Source organism: Rhodococcoides fascians NBRC 12155 = LMG 3623 (assembly GCF_001894785.1).
In the GTDB taxonomy this organism is placed as follows: domain Bacteria; phylum Actinomycetota; class Actinomycetes; order Mycobacteriales; family Mycobacteriaceae; genus Rhodococcoides; species Rhodococcoides fascians.
In genome coordinates, this window is record NZ_BCWW01000006.1 from 228,484 (window position 1) to 246,636 (window position 18,153).

The following is an 18,153-nucleotide window of genomic DNA, read 5'->3' on the forward strand; positions in this document are numbered from 1 at the left end:
ATGATCGTGCTGTGAGCACAGACGACGCGCAGCCAGCGACCGAAGATCCGGCGATCGAGACCGCGGAGAGCAACGGTGCGGACAGCAACGGTGCGGAGCCGGTGTGGAGTGCCCCGGTGACCGCAACGATGCCGAGCATTCCCTCCGCCCTTCCTGCCGCCACTCCGGAATCGGTGGATGCCGCCATGGTGCTTCCCGAAAATCGGTACCTGAACCGGGAATTGAGCTGGCTGGATTTCAACTCCCGTGTTCTCGCGCTTGCAGAGGACTCGTCCCTGCCGCTACTCGAGCGTGCCAAGTTCCTGGCCATCTACGCGTCCAATCTGGACGAGTTCTATATGGTTCGTGTCGCAGGGCTCAAACGCCGCGACGAGACCGGACTGTCGGTTCGATCGGCCGATGGCATGACCCCGCGCGAGCAGCTCGCGGTCATCGGGCAGCGCACTCAGGAGCTCGCTCTCAAACACGCCCGAGTACTGCTCGATTCGATCCTGCCCGAGCTCACGGCCGAGGGCATCGCAATCATCCGGTGGTCCGATCTCGACAGCGACGAGCGTGCGCGTCTGTCCGACTATTTCACCGAACAGGTCTTCCCGGTCCTCACCCCGCTGGCCGTCGACCCGGCGCACCCCTTCCCGTACATCAGCGGCCTGAGCCTGAATCTCGCTGTGACGGTGAAGGATTACTCCACGACCGGCGAGCACTTCGCCCGTGTGAAGGTACCCGACAACGTCGACCGATTCGTGCGCGTCAAGCGCGGTGAGGGGAGCCATCGCATCGACGCCTTCCTGTCGATGGAGGAATTGATCTCGGCGCACCTCGACGTGTTGTTCCCCGGCATGGAGGTGGTCGAGAGCCACGCGTTCCGCATTACTCGCAACGCCGATTTCGAGGTCGAAGAGGACCGCGACGAGGATCTTTTGCAGGCACTCGAACGAGAGCTGGCGCGTAGGCGTTTCGGTTCTCCCGTCCGCCTCGAGATCGCCGACGACATGACCGAGCACATGCTCGAACTGTTGCTACGCGAACTCGACGTCGATCCGGGCGACGTCATTCAGGTTCCCGGTCTGCTCGATCTGTCGTGCCTGTGGCAGGTCTACAGCGTCGACCGCCCCAATCTCAAGGACGCTCCCTTCGTCCCGGCAACACATCCGGCGTTCGGTGAGCGCGAAACCCCGAAGAGCGTGTTCTCGACGCTTCGCGACGGCGACGTTCTGGTGCATCACCCGTACGACTCGTTCTCCACCAGCGTGCAGCGCTTCATCGAACAAGCTGCGGCCGACCCACAGGTCCTCGCGATCAAGCAAACTCTGTACCGCACCTCGGGTGACTCACCGATCGTCAACGCACTCGTCGACGCGGCCGGGGCCGGCAAGCAGGTGGTTGCACTCGTCGAGATCAAGGCACGATTCGACGAGCAGGCGAACATCGAGTGGGCACGCAAGCTCGAAAAGGCCGGGGTGCACGTGGTCTACGGCCTCGTCGGGTTGAAGACTCACTGCAAGACCTGCCTGGTCGTCCGCCGAGAAGGATCGGTCATCCGCCGGTACTGCCATATCGGCACGGGCAACTACAACCCGAAGACGGCGCGTATCTACGAGGACGTCGGGTTGCTCACGTCGTCGCCCGAAATCGGTGCGGACCTCACCGACCTGTTCAACTCGCTCACCGGATACTCGCGAAAGTCCAAGTACCGCAATCTCCTCGTGGCCCCGTACGGCGTGCGACGCGGCATCGTCGAGCGCATCGAAGCGGAAGTCGAGCACCTCAAGGCGGGCCGCACAGCCGGAATTCGCCTCAAGGCCAACGCTCTTGTCGACGAGCAGGTGATCGACGCTCTGTACCGCGCATCGGTCGCCGGGGTCCCCGTCAAGGTGGTCGTACGCGGGATCTGCGCGCTCAAGCCGGGCGTACCGGGCCTGTCGGAGAACATCGAAGTTCGGTCCATTCTCGGCAGGTTCCTCGAACACTCACGGGTTCTGCATTTCCAGGGTGCCGACGAATTCTGGATCGGCAGCGCCGACATGATGCACCGGAACCTCGACCGGCGAGTGGAAGTGATGGCCCAGGTCAAGGATCCGAAGCTGACCAAGCAACTCGGTGACATCTTCGACTCGGCTCTCGACCCCACCACCCGCTGCTGGGAACTGGGGCCGGACGGTGGCTGGGTCGCGTCGCCTGCGCAAGGCGAAAGTGTCCGAGAACACCAGGTGGAATTGATGCGCAGCCGGAGGAATCAGGCGTCCTGATGGGCACTTCCGATGGCTCCCCCCGCGCCAACATCTTCGCGGCCGGATCGATTCTGTGGCGACGATCGCCGGAGAACGACTCGGTGGTGGAAGTAGCTCTGGTACACAGGCCGAAGTACGACGACTGGTCTTTTCCCAAGGGAAAGCTCGATCCCGGGGAGACAGCGGTCGACGCGGCTGTCCGAGAAGTCAAGGAGGAGACGGGTTTCGACTCGACTCTCGGACGGTCGCTGTCCTACGTCACCTACCCGATTCCCGGCCACCGTCGCATGAAGAAGGTGCTCTACTGGGCTGCCGAGGCAACCGGCGGAGAATTCGTCCCGAACGACGAAGTGGACGAACTCCGTTGGATCGCACCCGACAAGATCGGCGGCGAACTCTCGTATCCCATGGACCACAAGATTCTTCGACGATTCGTCGCCAAGCCGGCCGCTACGTCCACCGTGCTGCTGGTCCGGCACGGCAGTGCCGGCTCGCGGTCGCGATACAAGGGCAACGACGCCGATCGCCCCCTCGACAAGACCGGTAGACGTCAGGCCGAGGCACTGGTCTCACTGCTGGGCGCGTTCGGCGGCGACTCGGTGTATGCGGCCGACCGCGTCCGGTGCGAACAGACGGTCGCGCCGTTTGCCGAATCGCTGGGCGTACAGGTCGAACCGGAGCATCTGCTGTCCGAGGAGGGGTACGCCGAGGACCCCCGAAAGGGCCGCCACCGGGCTCGCGACATCGCCGAGACCATGAGCACACCGGTGATCTGCAGCCAAGGCAAGGTGATCCCCGACCTCATGCGATGGTGGGCCGACAAGGACGGCATCACGTTGCCTGCCAACAGAAATCGAAAAGGGAGCGTGTGGGTGCTCTCGCGCCACGAGGGTCGGCTCGTCGCGGCCGACCACATCGCCAGCCCACTACCGAACCTGGTCGCCGACGACTGAGTTGCATCCGAGGATCCTCGGATCACGAACACAGCAGAAGGCCCCGACCGAAATTTCGGTCGGGGCCTTCTGTGGAGTGCGAGAACGCCCCGGTCCTGGATGACCGGTGCCGGTCGAGCGCTACTTCTTTGCAGCGCGCTTCGCGGGTGCCTTCTTGGCCGGAGCTTTCTTGGCGGGGGCCTTCTTGGCGACGGTCTTCTTGGCCGCTGTCTTGGCCGGAGCCTTCTTGGCAGGGGCCGTAGTGGTTGCGGCCTTGCGTGCGGTCGTCTTGGCCGGAGCCTTCTTGGCAGCAGCCGTCGTGGTCTTGCGTGCGGTTGTCTTTGCGGGAGCTGCCTTCTTGGCGGCGGTCTTTGCGGGAGCTGCCTTCTTGGCGGCAGTCTTCGCCGGAGCCGCCTTCTTGGCTGCCGCGGTGGTGGCCTTGCGGGCGGTCGTCTTCACCGCTGCCTTCTTGGCGGCGGTCTTCTTCGCTGCCGCAGTCTTCTTGGCCGGAGCTGCTGCCGAACCGCGCTTGACGGCAGGTCCGGTTGCGGGCAGCTTCTGTCCACCGGCGATGACGGCCTTGAACTGCGCGCCCGGACGGAATGCCGGTACGTTGGTCGGCTTGACGCGAACGGTCTCACCGGTGCGGGGGTTACGGGCGACACGCGCCGCGCGACGACGCTGCTCGAACACGCCGAAGCCCGTGATCGTGACACTTTCGCCGCGGTGGACCGCGCGCACGATGGTGTCGACGATGTTCTCGACAGCCTCTGTGGCGCTCCGCCTGTCAGACCCCAACTTCTCGGTCAGGGCGTCAATCAGCTCTGCCTTGTTCATGGATTTCCTCCGCTATATTGTGGCCCATCGTCGGACCGACTACTACAACGGTAAACCCCAAGTCGTCAAGAGTCTATGCGCCACGCCAATTTTCATTTCGGTGTCGCGGAATGCTTCACGGCCGCAAAGCGTGTCGGACCCCCCGTCCGTCAGCTTTTCGAAGGCTCCTCGATCCTTGCCGGAAGGGTGAGGGGTTTGTATGAAGGCCTTGACTTTTCGTACTCCGTAATGGCCTCTACCTGGCGTAATGTCAGTCCGATGTCGTCCAGACCCTCCAGCAGACGCCACCGCGTGTAGTCGTCAATCGCGAAGCGCACCACCAAGGTTCCAGCCGCGACCGTCTTGTCGACGAGGTCCACGACGAGCTCCAGACCGGGCTGTTCTTCTAAGGCTTTCCACAGCAATTCGACGTCCGATTGCTCCACCTCGGCCGCCACCAAGCCGGCCTTGCCCATGTTTCCGCGGAAGATATCGGCGAATCTGGATGCGATGACGACCCTGAAACCGAAGTCCGACAGCGCCCAGACAGCGTGCTCGCGTGACGATCCCGTGCCGAAGTCCGGCCCCGCCACGAGAACCGATCCGCGGTCGTAGGGCGCGAGGTTCAAGATGAAGTTCGGATCGGATCGCCAACCGGCGAACAATCCGTCCTCGAATCCGGTGCGGGTCACTCGCTTGAGATAGACCGCCGGAATGATCTGGTCGGTGTCGACATTGGACCGCCGGAGCGGAACGCCGATGCCTTTGTGTCGAGTGAAAGCTTCCATCGAAATTTCTCCTGTGAGTTCGATCGATCCGGTCGGAGGGCTCGCTGCTACGCGAGATCCGCCGGAGAGGACAGGGTTCCGCGAACTGCAGTGGCCGCCGCAACCAGAGGCGACACGAGGTGAGTGCGACCACCCTTGCCCTGACGCCCCTCGAAATTGCGGTTGGACGTGGATGCCGAACGCTCTCCCGAGGTGAGCTGATCGGGGTTCATTCCCAGGCACATCGAGCAGCCGGCCTGCCGCCACTCGGCCCCTGCTGCGGTGAAGATCTCACCGAGCCCTTCCTCTTCGGCCTGCGCGCGCACCCGCATCGACCCGGGTACCACCAGCATTCGCACGCCGTCTGCGACGCGGCGGCCCTCGAGGACGGACGCCACCGCACGCAGATCCTCGATGCGGCCGTTCGTGCACGAGCCGACGAACACGGTGTCGACGGAGATCTCGCGGATCGGTGTACCGGCTTCGAGACCCATGTACTGCAAGGCCTTCTGGGCCGATACGCGCTCGCCCTCGTCGAGCATTGCCTCGGGATCGGGCACGGCATCTCCCAACGGAGCACCTTGACCCGGGTTCGTTCCCCAGGTGACGAACGGCGTCAGAGTGCTCGCATCGATGTGTACCTCGTTGTCGAACACTGCATCCGGGTCGGTTGCCAGTTCGTTCCAGGCGGCCACCGCCGCATCCCACTCCGCCCCCTGGGGCGCATGGGGCCGTCCCTTCAGGTATTCGTACGTGATCTCGTCGGGTGCGATCATGCCCGCGCGCGCCCCGGCCTCGATCGACATGTTGCAGATGGTCATTCGGGCTTCCATCGACAACTTGCGGATGGCCTCACCGCGATATTCGAGCACGTATCCCTGACCGCCGCCGGTACCGATCTTGGCGATCACCGCGAGAATCAGATCCTTGCTCGTCACACCGGGAGCCAGTTCTCCGTCGACGGTGATGGCCATGGTCTTGAACGGTCGCAGAGACAGAGTCTGGGTGGCCATCACATGCTCGACCTCGCTGGTGCCGATTCCCATTGCGATCGAACCGAATGCACCGTGCGTCGAGGTGTGGCTGTCTCCGCACACGATGGTCATACCCGGCTGGGTCAGACCGAGCTGCGGGCCGATGATGTGGACGATGCCCTGATCGAGATCTCCCATCGGGTACAACCGAACTCCGAATTCCTCGCAGTTGCGGCGCAGAGTATCGACCTGGGTGCGTGAGACGAGATCTGCGATCGGCGCGAAGATGTCGGCCGTCGGGACGTTGTGGTCCTCCGTTGCGATCGTCAGGTCCGGGCGACGAAGCTCGCGGCCGGCCAAACGCAGACCGTCGAATGCCTGGGGGCTGGTGACCTCGTGTACGAGGTGCAGATCGATGTAGATCAGATCCGGCTCACGTGCACCGCCTTCTCCCCCACCGGGGACGACCACATGTTGGTCCCACACCTTCTCCGCCAGCGTCTTCGGCGCTTGTGCTACGGACGCATCGGATTTCGTCGTTTCGGACATCGCTGTCGCAGACCTCGTCTTCCCTGTCGTCGCGCCGGCGGACGGGCTGGTCCACCTCGCGTGATCGTCTCGACATCGTCCCCCGCGGCACGCTGGACTTCTCGCGGTTGTGCAATCTCAGCATTCGGGAGGCTAATATCGTTCTATGAGACAGCATAGCCTGAGCGGCGCCGTCGACAAATCGAGCGGTATCGGTGTCCTCGACAAGGCCATGGCCGTGTTGCATGCAGTGGCCGAGACACCCTGCACTCTCAACGACCTGTGTGCCCGCACAGCGCTCCCCCGCGCCACTGCGCATCGGCTCGCGGTCGGACTCGAAACCCACCGCCTCCTCGTGCGCGATTCCGACGGATTGTGGCGCACCGGTCCGGGGCTGGGGGAATTGGCGGCGAGCGCGTCGGATGCTCTGCTCGACGCCGCAGCATCGGTACTGCCTCGGCTTCGCGAAATCACCGGAGAGAGCGTGCAGATCTACCGCCGCGAGGGGACCGTTCGCGTCTGTGTCGCATCCATGGAGCCCCCGACCGGTCTCCGAGATACCGTGCTCGTCGGGGCCCGGCTACCCATGACAGCCGGCTCCGGGGCGAAAGTTCTTCTGGCGTGGGCAGATTCGCAGACTCAACGCACAGTGCTGCCGGACGCCGAATTCGGCGAACGGGTGCTGCTGGAGATCCGCAGGCGAGGGTGGGCGCAGAGCGCAGGTGAACGTGAGCCGGGGGTCGCGAGCGTCTCGGCTCCCGTTCGCGACAGCAACGACACTGTCGTGGCGGCGATCTCGGTGTCCGGCCCGATCGACCGCATCGGACGCAAGCCGGGCGCGCGCTGGGCGGCAGACCTGCTCGCCGCCGCCGACGCGCTGCACAAGCGCCTCTGAGCGCCGAACCGAGGCCGATCGAGCGCACCGCGAAAAACCGGCTGAAGTGGCCGCAGAAGTGGAGTACGTTCGTCTCGAACGGCCCACCCGGCCGGTCGCCGACTGCAAGGAGTGCCCCATGTCAGAATCCGGCAGCGAAGAGTTGAAGAAGAAGTTCCGCGAGGTTCTCGAACAGAAGAACAGCAAGTCGCACAATTCCGTCGACCACAAGGACGGTGGCCCCAAGGTGAACAATGTCCACGGTCCGGCCGATCACCAGAAGATGTTCCGCCGCAAGAGCGTCTGACGCGAAGCGACACCACCGCACGACAGCAACGACGGTCACACCGAAACGACAGCACCCCCTCGATCCGGAGATCGAGGGGGTGCTGTCTTCGTAGCCCCGACGGGATTCGAACCCGCGCTACCGCCTTGAGAGGGCGGCGTCCTAGGCCGCTAGACGACGGGGCCAGGAACTTCACCTGCATTGTTGACGCTGTATCGAACACGTGATGCTGAGGTAGCTTAACTGCCTCGGCATCGGCGGCAAAATCGCCGCTCACCTGCTCGCTGGGGTACCAGGACTCGAACCTAGAATGGCGGTACCAGAAACCGCTGTGTTGCCAATTACACCATACCCCAATGGACTTGAATCGAAGTACGCATCCGATCGATGTGCACTGCGTTTCGAGCCGGGATAGAGACTATCAAAGGTCACTACCCATTCTCCAAATCGGCTGCTCAGAGCCCTGATAACCGCCCTCGACCGCCCTCGAGGCCCGCTCGGACACCATCGCGTGACCGCAGAACCCGCGCATCGTCGGCCGCAGAGCATGCAGCAGACTCCTGTTTCGTGAGCGTTCTCGAACTTCGCAGACGCCGATGAAGGTGCTGCTCGTTCCCCAGGGCAACCGGGCCGTGCTGATCCGCCTCGACGAGGACGGTTCCCCGTCCGGCGGCAGTTCCCCTGCCGAGGAGGTCACCGACGATCTGGTGGGCTCCGTGGCCGCTGTCGAGCGAGAGCACGCTCCCCGTTGGGTGTGGGAGGACACGAGCCGCATCTACCCGCGACTGCTCGACGGAGGGGTGCGGGTCCGGCGCTGCCACGATCTCGCCCTTGTCGGTGCCATTCTGGCGATGCGAACGGGGCGCACCACGACACCGTCCACACCCGCAGACCTTCGACCCGGATTGTTCGACGCCGACCCGCATGCGGATCCGGTGGCAGTGCTCGCCGACTACCGCCGTCAGAGCGAGGAGATCGGTGACGATCGGGCGCTGCAGCTGTTGGCGGCCGCCGAGTCGGCCGGAGGTCTGGCCGCGGCGGAGATGACCTTCGACGGATTGCCGTTCTCGGCCGCTGCGCATCGGCGGCACCTCGACGCGGCGCTCGGTGCGAGGCCGGTCGACGGATCGACTCCTCCTGCGTTGGTGAAGCTCGAGAACGAGATCTCGTCGGCGTTCGGGCGCCGCGTGAACCCCGGTTCACCCGCGGAGGTGGTCGCCGCGTTCGCGCGCGCCGGTATCGAGCTCACATCCACTCGAGCACACGTGATCCGAGACATCGACCATCCTGCGGTGCCGCTGTTGCTTCGCCACCGAGATCTGTCGAAACTGCACAGCACCAACGGGTGGACGTGGCTGGACGCGTGGGTTCGCGGAGATCGTTTCCGGCCGGTCTACGTGCCAGGGGCCGTCGTCTCCGGCCGCTGGGCGAGCCGGGGCGGTGGGGGTCTGCAGATCCCGAAACCGCTGCGCGCCAGCGTGATCGCCGACTCGGGGTACACCTTCGTCGCCGCCGACGCCGGCCAGCTCGAGCCCCGCATTCTTGCCGCGATGTCGGGTGACCCACGCATGGTCGCCGCTGCGGGAACAGCGGATCTCTACGCCCCCGTCGCGGCCGAGTCGTTCGACGGTGATCGTGCGCACGCCAAGGTCGCTGTTCTCGGAGTGCTGTACGGCGCGACGTCGGGTGAGGCTCGTGCGTTGCTGACCCGCCTACGCGCCAGATTCCCCGACGCGGTGGCGGTCGTGGAAGAGGCGGCGCGGGCCGGTGAGCGGGGCGAGGTGGTCCGGTCGTGGCTGGGCCGAGCGTGCCCTCCCCCTACGCCGCAATGGTGGTCCACCGGTGACGCCCATGCGCGTGGCCGGTTCACCCGCAACTTCGTGGTGCAGGCGACCGCAGCCGAGTGGGCCTTGTGCCTGTTGGCGGATCTGCGCGGGCGATTGCGGTCGAGCAGAAGTGAGTTGGTGTTCTTTCAGCACGACGAAGTAGTCGTGCATTGTCCACTCGGAGACGCACCGTGGGTGTCCGAGGCCGTTGCGGCGGCGGCAGACTCGGCTACGCGTCTGATGTTCGGCGACACGGCGTTGCTCTTCCCGATGGAGACCAGGATCGACCGCTTCTACGGTGCCCCGGTTGCCGAGCCGGAGTTCGGGCCGGAGTCCGACTGAGCGCTCGGTGGGTCCTCGAACGTCACGTCTATTTCCTCGAACGCGGTACTGCGCTGTGCTTCTGCCTGTCCGGTGTAGGTGAGTTTGTCCCCTTCGGTCAGGTCGACGTCGTCGGTGAACGGGGCCAGAAGGGCCCGCGGAAACAGCCTGTCGACACGAACCACGTTGATCTCGATGCAGATCACGATCGATACCGAGGTCACGTACAGAAAGGCCAACAGCCCGAGCACGACCGCAAAGACACCGTTCGTCACCGTCGCACTCGCGGCGACGTACTTCACGTACACACCGCCGAAGGTCTGCAGCAGCTGCCACGTCAGACCGGCCGCTATGGCTCCCGGGAGTACCTGTCCGATCGACACCGCTCGCACTGTGGCGAGCCGAAACGCAACGACGAACACCCCGACGTACAGCAGCGTTCCGATCACGAACACGACGAGACCGGATTCCGGGCCGAAATATCCTGCAGCACTGAGCACATTGAGTGCGGTGATCGCCAGTACCGCCAGACCCACGGTGCTCAGCAAACCCAATCCCCGCACTCGGGCTCGAATGGGATCGGGCCGAAGATTCTTCGGTACGGCCCATGCGGTGTTCATCGCGTTCTGCAACGCAACGGACACGCCGAGTCCGCCGTAGAGCGACCCGAGGATACCCACCGTCAGACCGACCGTGCCGCCACCTATCCGTTCGGGACGCCCCAGTTCTTCCCCGATCGCCGGGATCTGACCGAGTGCCGAGTTCAGGATCTGTTGTTGCAGCTCCGGGTTGCCCATCAACACGATGCCCAGAATCACGGAGAAGAGCAGCAGCGCAGGAAAGAGCGAGACGAATGCGTAGTACGTGATCAGCGCGGCCAGGTAACCACCCTGATCGTCGACGAACTTGTAGACCACCGCAATCGGAAATCCGAGAACCGGACGCCTGCGCTGCAGTCGATCCAGTCGGTCGGCGACGCTCATGTGCGAAAGTCTCCGACCGACCTCGACGGCCGACGTCGCACCGCCGTCACGCGATAAGGGTACGTGCGGCGGTCAAACGAGCGAGGGTCCTCTCGCGGCCGAGGAGTTCCATGGACTCGTACAGCGGCGGGCTGATGTGGGAGCCGGTGACTCCCACCCGAACCGGCGCGAAGGCCTTGCGGGGCTTGAGTTCCATCTTCTCGATGAGCGCGTCCTTGAGGGCGACTTCCAGCTCGGCCGTCGACCAATCCGTCACTGCGGTCAGTGCTTCGATGGCGGCGTCGAGTACCGGTGCCGCGTCTGCGCCGAGATTCTTGGCCGCCGCTGCAGGATCGATCTCGAACTCCGCGTCGTCGACGAAGAGGAACTTCAGCAGGCCCCACGCATCCGACAGCACGACGATGCGCGTCTGCACCAGATCCGCCGCGACAGCGAACATCTTCTCGTCGACCGGCTCGGTGAGATGCCCTCGAGCAACGAGGAATTCGCGTAACCGTGCCGCGAAGTCGTCTGCAGCCAACATCCTGATGTGCTCGGCGTTGATCGCGTCGGCCTTCTTCTGGTCGAAGCGCGCAGGGTTGGAATTGACCGACGAGATCTCGAACGCCGCCACCATCTCGTCGAGCGAGAACACGTCGTGATCGTCGGAGATGCCCCACCCGAGAAGCGCCAGGTAGTTCAGCAGCCCCTCCGGGACGAAGCCTCGGTCGCGGTGGATGAAGAGGTTCGATTCGGGGTCACGCTTGGACAGCTTCTTGTTGCCCTGGCCCATCACGAACGGCAGATGTCCGAACTCCGGGGTGCGGTCGGCCACACCGATTCGGATCAGGGCCTCGTACAGTGCGAGCTGTCGAGGCGTCGACGACAACAGGTCTTCGCCGCGCAGCACGTGCGTGATCTTCATCAGTGCGTCGTCGACCGGATTGACCAACGTGTACAGCGGAACTCCGTTGCCGCGAGTCAAGGCGAAGTCCGGTACGGTCCCCGCCTTGAACGTGGTCTCGCCGCGTACGAGGTCGTTCCACGTCAGATCGTGATCGGGCATGCGCAGCCGCACGACGGCCCCGCGTCCCTCGTCGAGGAATCCCTGCCGCTGCTCCGGCGTCAGGTCGCGGTCGAAGTTGTCGTAGCCGAGCTTGGGGTCACGCCCGGCGGCCTTGTGCCTCGCTTCGACTTCCTCGGGCGTCGAGAACGACTCGTAGGCTTCGCCGGCATCGAGCAGTTGCTGTACGACAGCCACATGCTGGTCGCGTCGCTGCGACTGGCGGTAGGGCTCGTAGGGACCGCCCACCTCGGGGCCCTCGTCCCAATCCAGACCGAGCCATCGCAGCGCGTCGAGCAACGCTGCGTAGGACTCCTCGGAATCGCGAGCGGCGTCGGTGTCCTCGATCCGAAAGACGAAGGTGCCGCCGTGATGTCGCGCGAACGCCCAGTTGAACAGGGCGGTGCGGACCAGACCGACGTGCGGTGTGCCGGTGGGCGACGGGCAGAACCGAACGCGGACATCTGCTGCTGTGGTCATCGTTGTCCTACTTCTTCGCTGCGACTGGGTTGGTCAAGGTTCCGATTCCCTCGACGGTGATCGACACACTGTCTCCGTCGGTGATGGGGCCGACACCCTCGGGCGTTCCGGTCAGAATGACGTCTCCGGGCAGCAGGGTCATCACTGCGGACACCCACTCGATGATCTTCGGAATATCGTGCAGTAGAAGCGAAGTACGACTCTGCTGCTTGACGACGCCGTCGACCTCGGTCTTGATCTCCAGGTCGGAAGGATCGAGGGATGTCTCGATCCACGGCCCGAGGGGGCAGAACGTGTCGTGCCCCTTCGCCCGGGTCCATTGCCCGTCGTGCTTCTGATGGTCGCGTGCCGAGACGTCGTTGGCGACGGTGTATCCGAGCACCACGTCGTACGCCTTGGAGGCGGGCACGTCCTTGCACGGACGACCGATCACGATGGCGAGTTCGCCTTCGTAGTGCACCTCGTTCGACGACGGAGGCAGCACGATGGCCGCACCCGGACCGACGATGGAGGTGTTCGGCTTGATGAAAATGACGGGAGTCTCCGGTGCTTCACCACCCATCTCGGCGGCGTGCGCGGCGTAGTTCTTACCGATGGCGATCACCTTACTGGCGAGGATCGGTGCGAGCAGTCGCACGTCGGCCAGTGGCCACGATCGACCCGTGAACGTCGGTGTGCCGAAAGGATGTTCGGCAATTTCCTTCGCCGTCCGGGCATCCCCCTCACCTTCGATACTCACGAATGCCACACCATCAGGACTTGCAATTCGACCGAGACGCATGTCGAAAGTCTATCGACCGCCATTCTCCGCACGCCGATGCCGTCCGGTCCGTCGATCTTTCGCCGGTGTAATGTTTCGATCTGTATCCAGATAGCAAGATTGTGTGTTCACATAGTGAGACGAGAGGCCGGAATGAGCGCCACGAAGCAGCTGTCCAGTATCGGCGAGACGCGACGGTGGTTCATGCTCGTGCTCGGGATGCTCGCGCAGACTGCCGGTGCCGTCTTCATCAACGGTGCTGCATTTCTCATTCCCGCCCTGCACGACGACCGGGGACTCGGACTTGCGACCGCAGGATTCGTGGTTGCGATGCCGACCGTGGGCATCATGCTGACCCTCATCGCATGGGGCGTGCTCGTCGACCGCATCGGCGAACGTCTCGTTCTCGTGATCGGGCTCGGGCTCACCGCTGCCGCGAGCCTGGCTGCGGTGGTCAGCACGTCCATTCCGGCGCTCGCCGCCCTGCTGTTGATCGGCGGTATGTCTGCGGCCAGCGCGAACAGCGCGAGCGGACGCGTCGTGGTGGGCTGGTTTCCGCCGCACCGTCGTGGGCTGGCCATGGGCATCAGACAGATGTCGGTTCCCCTCGGCGTGGCCGTCGCGGCACTGACCATCCCGCCTGTCGCACGTGACCACGGCGTCGGCGCGGCCCTGCTCGTGCCCGCTGCCGTCTGCGCTGCGAGCGCTCTGCTGTGCCTGGCCGTGGTCGACCCTCCCCGTCCGAACCGCACCGATGCGGCGGCGCAGGGTCTGCTCGACAATCCGTACCGCAACAGCAGCCAACTGTGGCGCATTCACGCCACGTCCATCCTGTTGGTGGTGCCGCAGTACGTGGTGTGGACGTATGCGCTCGTGTGGCTGATGACCGACCGAGGGTGGACGGCCGCGGCCGCGGGTGTCCTCGTCACGCTGACCCAGATTCTCGGCGCACTGGGTCGGATGAGCGTGGGCGCGCTGTCCGATCGTGTCGGTAGCCGCATGCGGCCTTTGCGGTGGGTGGCCGTGACGGCCGCTGCCAGCATGCTCGGGCTCGGCATCGCCGACTGGTTCGACTCCCCCGCCGCCATCGTCCTGCTCGTCGTCGCGTCCGTCGCCACCGTTGCCCCGAACGGCCTCGCGTTCACTGCTGTCGCGGAAATCTCGGGACCGTATTGGAGCGGACGAGCTCTCGGGGTACAGAACACGAGTCAGTACGTGTTCGCCTCGGCTGTGCCGCCGGTGTTCGGGGCGATCGCGGCCATCAGCTTCCCCGTGGCGTTCCTGGTGTCGGCGGTCTTTCCCGCGCTCTCCGTACCGATCGTGCCCGACGATCCGGCACCCGAGCCCACGGACGAGACGTCCGACGCCGGTGCAGACCGCGCCGGCTGACGTGCCCAAGGGGTGACCTGCCCGTGATACACGACATGCCACGGTGGGCTGTCGGCCCACCGTGGCATGTCGTGGCGTGAGAGTTACAGGCGAGCGGCGATCCGAGCGCCGATCTCTTTCGTCGACGCGGTCGTGGTTCCCCGCTCGGCGAGATCCGCTGCGACAGCGGCTTCTACTCGCGCGGCCCCCGCCGCGTCGCCGAGATGATCGAGTAGCAAGGACACCGACAGGATGGCAGCGGTCGGATCGGCCTTCTGCTGTCCCGCGATGTCGGGCGCACTACCGTGCACCGGCTCGAACATGCTGGGGTTGGTACCGGTGGCGTCGATGTTTCCACTTGCGGCCAAACCGATTCCGCCGGTGACGGCAGCCGAGAGGTCGGTCACGATGTCGCCGAACAGATTGTCGGTCACGATCACGTCGAACCGGCCGGGATCGGTGACGAGGTGAATCATCGCGGCATCGATGTGCTGATACGCGACCTCGACGTCCGGGAAGTCCGCCGAGACTGCCTCGACCGTGCGGGCCCACAGGCTACCGGCGAACGTGAGCACGTTGGTCTTGTGCAACAGCGTCAGGTGCTTCTTGCGAGTCAGCGCCCGCTCGAAACCGTTGCGCACCACGCGCTCCACGCCGTAACGAGTGTTGACGCTGACCTCGGTGGCCACCTCGTGCGGTGTACCGACACGCAGTGCACCGCCGTTTCCGGTGTACGGACCCTCGGTACCCTCCCGAACGACGACGACGTCGATCTGCTTGTCCCCGGCCAGCGGACCGACCACGCCCGGGTACAACTTGGCCGGCCGCAGATTGATGTGGTGATCGAGCTCGAATCGCGCCCGCAGCAACAGCCCACGCTCGAGCACACCACTGGGCACCGACGGATCGCCGATGGCTCCCAACAGAATTGCGTCGTGCTCACGCAGTTCTGCCAACACCGAATCCGGCAGCAACTCTCCGGTGGCGTTGTAGCGCCGCGCCCCGAGGTCGTACTCGGTCTTCTCGGCTCCGGGTGCGACCACGTCGAGAACGGCAAGCGCTTCGGCGACGACCTCCGGTCCGATTCCGTCCCCGGCGATGACGGCCAGCTTCATTTCACTCCTCGTTGTTCGTGTCGGTCCGATCGGCTGCGAGCGATCAGGACAGGTCGACCAGCTCGATGGTGGAGGCACCCACAGCGGTGGCGATGCTCGCACTGAGCTCTGCCGGAACGTCCTTGTCGACGCGCAGCAGAATCGTTGCGCCGTCGCCCTCGGAGTCCTGGCTCAGTGCTGCGGCCTGGATGTCGATTCCGGCGTCGCCGAGCAGAGTGCCGATTCGACCCAAGCTGCCGGGCTGATCCGCGTAGTTGACGATGAGGTTCTTGCCCTCGGCGCGGAGGTCGAAGTTGCGGCCGTTGATGTTGACGATCTTCTCGACCTGCGAGGTGCCCGTCAGAGTGCCGGCAACGTTGAGGACCGATCCGTCACCGTAGACGGCGCGAATGTCGACGACACTGCGGTGATTCTCGCTCTCGGGAGCGGTGGTCACTTCTGCTGTGACACCGCGCTCCTCGGCGAGCGACGGAGCGTTGACGAACGTGACCGAATCCTCGATGACGGCCGAGAACAGTCCGCGCAGCGCGGACAGTTTCAGGATCTGCACGTCCTCGCTGGCGAGTTCGCCGCGAACGTCCACCGACAACGAGGTGGGAAGTTCGTCGGACAGGGCTCCGAGCAGCACACCCTGCTTACGTACTATTTCGAGCCACGGCGATACCTCTTCGCCGACGGCCCCGCCCTTGACGTTGACCGCGTCGGGCACGAATTCGCCTGCGAGAGCCAGCAATACGGACTTGGCCACATCGGTGCCCGCTCGGTCCTGCGCTTCGGTGGTCGATGCCCCGAGGTGGGGAGTGACGACGACCTGCGGCAGCTCGAACAACGGGCTGTCGGTGCACGGCTCGGAGGCGTAGACGTCGATGCCCGCGGCGAACACGTGACCGGAGGTGATGGCGTCGGCCAGTGCCTGCTCGTCGACCAGTCCACCGCGTGCGGCGTTGACGACGATGACCCCGGGCTTGGTCTTGGCGAGGGCTTCCTTGCCGATGATGCCCTTGGTCTCCGGCGTCTTCGGCAGGTGCACCGAGAACATGTCGGCCCGCTCGAGCAGCTCGTCCAGGCTCACCAGTTCGATTCCGAGCTGCGCCGCGCGCGCTGCCGAGACGTAGGGGTCGTACGCGATGATGTGGGTCTCGAACGCGGCAAGACGCTGCGCGAACAGCTGGCCGATTCGGCCGAGTCCGACGACGCCGACGGTCTTGCCGAAGATCTCGACACCGTTGAACTTGCTGCGCTTCCACTCGTGCTGACGCAGGGTGGCGTCGGCAGCGGGGATCTGGCGCGCGGCCGCGAGAAGCAACGTCACCGCATGCTCGGCGGCCGTGTGGATGTTGGAGGTCGGTGCGTTGACGACGAGGACGCCGCGCTCGGTGGCAGCGGGTACGTCGACGTTGTCCAGGCCGACACCGGCGCGGGCGACGATCTTCAGGTTGGTCCCGGCAGCGAGCACCTCGGCGTCGACCGTGGTCGCGGACCGCACGAGAATGGCGTCGGCCTCGGGAACTGCAGCGAGCAACGCGGGGCGATCCGGACCGTCGACCCAGCGAACCTCGACGCCGTCGCCCAGTGCCTCGACGGTGGACGGCGCAAGTTTGTCGGCGATCAGAACGACAGGACGGCCTGGCTGGCTCACGTGAAAAACTCCCTATATCGGTTCGAGACGTGGTCGGAAAAATTCGGCGGGCTGTGCAGCACGAACAGTTTAGAGGCCCGAGACGTCACACGGTGACGCCACCGGACTCACGCACCGAAGGGCACCCCCGGCAATCCAGGGGTGCCCTTCGATCAGATTGCGTGACAACGCGATTCGATGAGAATCAGGCCGTCTCGGTGATCGGGCGGTCGACCCAGCTCATGAGGTCGCGCAGCTTCTTGCCGGTGACCTCGATGGGGTGCTCGGCGTTGGCCTTGCGCAGGCCTTCGAGCTCGGTGTTGCCGTTCTCGACGTTGGCGACGAGGCGACGGGTGAATTCGCCCGACTGGATGTCGGCCAGGATGGCCTTCATGCGCTCCTTGGTGCCTGCGTCGATGACGCGCGGTCCGGAGAGGTACCCACCGAACTCCGCGGTGTCGGACACCGAGTAGTTCATGCGGGCGATGCCGCCCTCGTACATGAGGTCGACGATGAGCTTGAGCTCGTGCAGCACCTCGAAGTACGCCATCTCGGGTGCGTAGCCGGCCTCGACCATGACCTCGAAGCCCGTCTTGACGAGTTCTTCGGTGCCGCCGCACAGCACGGCCTGCTCACCGAACAGGTCGGTCTCGGTCTCTTCCTTGAACGTGGTCTTGATGACGCCTGCGCGGGTGCCGCCGATGCCCTTGGCCCACGACAGCGCGAGGGCCTGACCCTCACCCTTCGGGTCCTGATCGATGGCGATGAGCGCGGGAACACCCTTACCGTCGACGAACTGACGACGCACGAGGTGGCCGGGGCCCTTGGGGGCAACCATGCCGACGGTCACGAACTCCGGAGCCTTGATCAGGTCGAAGTGAATGTTGAGGCCGTGGCCGAAGAACAGCGCGTCGCCGTCCTTCAGGTTGGGCTCGATCTCCTCGGAGAAGATCTTGGCCTGAGCGGTATCGGGTGCGAGCACCATGATCACGTCGGCCCACTCGGACACCTCTGCGGGAGTTCCGACCTTCAGGCCCTGCTCCTCCGCCTTGGCACGGGACTTCGAGCCTGCCGCCAGGCCGATGCGAACATCGACGCCGGAGTCGCGCAGGCTGAGCGAGTGCGCGTGGCCCTGGCTTCCGTAGCCGATCACAGCGACCTTGCGGCCCTGGATGATCGACAGATCAGCATCGTCGTCGTAGAACATCTCGACTGCCACTGGTTGTTACCTT

General features: G+C 64.8%; 15 protein-coding genes and 2 tRNA genes. 6 read left to right on the plus strand and 11 right to left on the minus strand.

The annotated features are described in order from the left end of the window. The first annotated feature begins 128 nt into the window (after positions 1 to 128). Together RFA01S_RS14365 and RFA01S_RS14370 are read left to right on the plus strand one after the other, a co-directional pair. On the plus strand, positions 129 to 2,249 hold the full coding sequence (locus RFA01S_RS14365) for an RNA degradosome polyphosphate kinase (protein ID WP_238325090.1): 2,121 nt from the start codon (positions 129 to 131) through the stop codon (positions 2,247 to 2,249). Next, complete coding sequence (locus RFA01S_RS14370; RefSeq protein ID WP_032407046.1) at positions 2,249 to 3,184, plus strand: NUDIX hydrolase; 936 nt, start codon at positions 2,249 to 2,251, stop codon at positions 3,182 to 3,184. Before RFA01S_RS14365 ends, RFA01S_RS14370 begins: the two co-directional genes overlap by 1 nt. 120 nt (positions 3,185 to 3,304) lie before the next feature. Here the strand turns inward: RFA01S_RS14370 and RFA01S_RS14375 are convergent, their stop codons facing one another. The 3 genes from RFA01S_RS14375 to leuC all read right to left on the minus strand — a co-directional run bounded on the left by RFA01S_RS14375 (position 3,305) and on the right by leuC (position 6,269). Next, entirely contained in the window at positions 3,305 to 4,000 is a 696-nt protein-coding gene (locus RFA01S_RS14375) for an HU family DNA-binding protein (RefSeq protein ID WP_027496655.1), read from the minus strand. A 149-nt stretch (positions 4,001 to 4,149) separates the two neighbouring features. Next, positions 4,150 to 4,767: a 3-isopropylmalate dehydratase small subunit gene (gene leuD, locus RFA01S_RS14380; protein ID WP_032407045.1), complete on the minus strand. Its 618-nt coding sequence runs from the start codon at positions 4,765 to 4,767 to the stop codon at positions 4,150 to 4,152. Positions 4,768 to 4,814: 47 nt separating this feature from the next. Further along, positions 4,815 to 6,269, minus strand: a complete 1,455-nt coding sequence (gene leuC, locus RFA01S_RS14385; protein ID WP_032366379.1) for a 3-isopropylmalate dehydratase large subunit — start codon at positions 6,267 to 6,269, stop codon at positions 4,815 to 4,817. A gap of 145 nt (positions 6,270 to 6,414) precedes the next feature. Here leuC and RFA01S_RS14390 point away from each other — a divergent pair, with 145 nt between their 5' ends. Together RFA01S_RS14390 and RFA01S_RS27765 are read left to right on the plus strand one after the other, a co-directional pair. Further along, positions 6,415 to 7,143, plus strand: coding sequence for an IclR family transcriptional regulator (locus tag RFA01S_RS14390; RefSeq protein WP_032366378.1), 729 nt, complete (start codon positions 6,415 to 6,417; stop codon positions 7,141 to 7,143). 118 nt (positions 7,144 to 7,261) lie between these two features. Beyond that, a complete protein-coding gene (locus RFA01S_RS27765) occupies positions 7,262 to 7,429 on the plus strand; it encodes a DUF5302 domain-containing protein (protein ID WP_157889886.1) in 168 nt (55 codons plus the stop codon). Positions 7,430 to 7,520: 91 nt separating this feature from the next. Here RFA01S_RS27765 and RFA01S_RS14400 read toward each other — a convergent pair. Further along, positions 7,521 to 7,593: transfer RNA gene (locus tag RFA01S_RS14400), tRNA-Glu, on the minus strand. A 99-nt stretch (positions 7,594 to 7,692) separates the two neighbouring features. After that, positions 7,693 to 7,764, minus strand: a tRNA-Gln gene (locus RFA01S_RS14405). 240 nt (positions 7,765 to 8,004) lie between these two features. Between RFA01S_RS14405 and RFA01S_RS14410 the strand changes: the two genes are divergently transcribed. After that, on the plus strand, positions 8,005 to 9,576 hold the full coding sequence (locus tag RFA01S_RS14410) for a bifunctional 3'-5' exonuclease/DNA polymerase (RefSeq protein WP_032407043.1): 1,572 nt from the start codon (positions 8,005 to 8,007) through the stop codon (positions 9,574 to 9,576). On the opposite strand, the gene RFA01S_RS14415 is transcribed toward RFA01S_RS14410, so the two are convergent. The 3 genes from RFA01S_RS14415 to RFA01S_RS14425 are packed head-to-tail and all read right to left on the minus strand — an operon-like array spanning position 9,528 to position 12,841. Beyond that, positions 9,528 to 10,538, minus strand: a complete 1,011-nt coding sequence (locus RFA01S_RS14415; protein ID WP_032407042.1) for a YihY/virulence factor BrkB family protein — start codon at positions 10,536 to 10,538, stop codon at positions 9,528 to 9,530. The two genes, RFA01S_RS14410 and RFA01S_RS14415, sit on opposite strands and share 49 nt — an antisense overlap. A gap of 46 nt (positions 10,539 to 10,584) precedes the next feature. Continuing rightward, entirely contained in the window at positions 10,585 to 12,060 is a 1,476-nt protein-coding gene (gene gltX, locus RFA01S_RS14420; protein WP_032372644.1) for a glutamate--tRNA ligase, read from the minus strand. 7 nt (positions 12,061 to 12,067) lie between these two features. After that, complete coding sequence (locus RFA01S_RS14425; RefSeq protein WP_027496648.1) at positions 12,068 to 12,841, minus strand: fumarylacetoacetate hydrolase family protein; 774 nt, start codon at positions 12,839 to 12,841, stop codon at positions 12,068 to 12,070. Between the two features lie 132 nt (positions 12,842 to 12,973). On the opposite strand from RFA01S_RS14425, the gene RFA01S_RS14430 reads away from it, so the two are divergent. Then, on the plus strand, positions 12,974 to 14,209 hold the full coding sequence (locus RFA01S_RS14430) for an MFS transporter (protein ID WP_032390201.1): 1,236 nt from the start codon (positions 12,974 to 12,976) through the stop codon (positions 14,207 to 14,209). An 83-nt stretch (positions 14,210 to 14,292) separates the two neighbouring features. Here the strand turns inward: RFA01S_RS14430 and RFA01S_RS14435 are convergent, their stop codons facing one another. The 3 genes from RFA01S_RS14435 to ilvC form a co-directional block, all read right to left on the minus strand. Beyond that, positions 14,293 to 15,303, minus strand: coding sequence for a 3-isopropylmalate dehydrogenase (locus RFA01S_RS14435; protein ID WP_032387210.1), 1,011 nt, complete (start codon positions 15,301 to 15,303; stop codon positions 14,293 to 14,295). Positions 15,304 to 15,346: 43 nt separating this feature from the next. Continuing rightward, positions 15,347 to 16,942: a phosphoglycerate dehydrogenase gene (gene serA, locus RFA01S_RS14440; protein ID WP_027496645.1), complete on the minus strand. Its 1,596-nt coding sequence runs from the start codon at positions 16,940 to 16,942 to the stop codon at positions 15,347 to 15,349. Between the two features lie 184 nt (positions 16,943 to 17,126). Continuing rightward, positions 17,127 to 18,128, minus strand: coding sequence for a ketol-acid reductoisomerase (ilvC, locus tag RFA01S_RS14445; RefSeq protein WP_170944858.1), 1,002 nt, complete (start codon positions 18,126 to 18,128; stop codon positions 17,127 to 17,129). Positions 18,129 to 18,153: the final 25 nt, after the last annotated feature.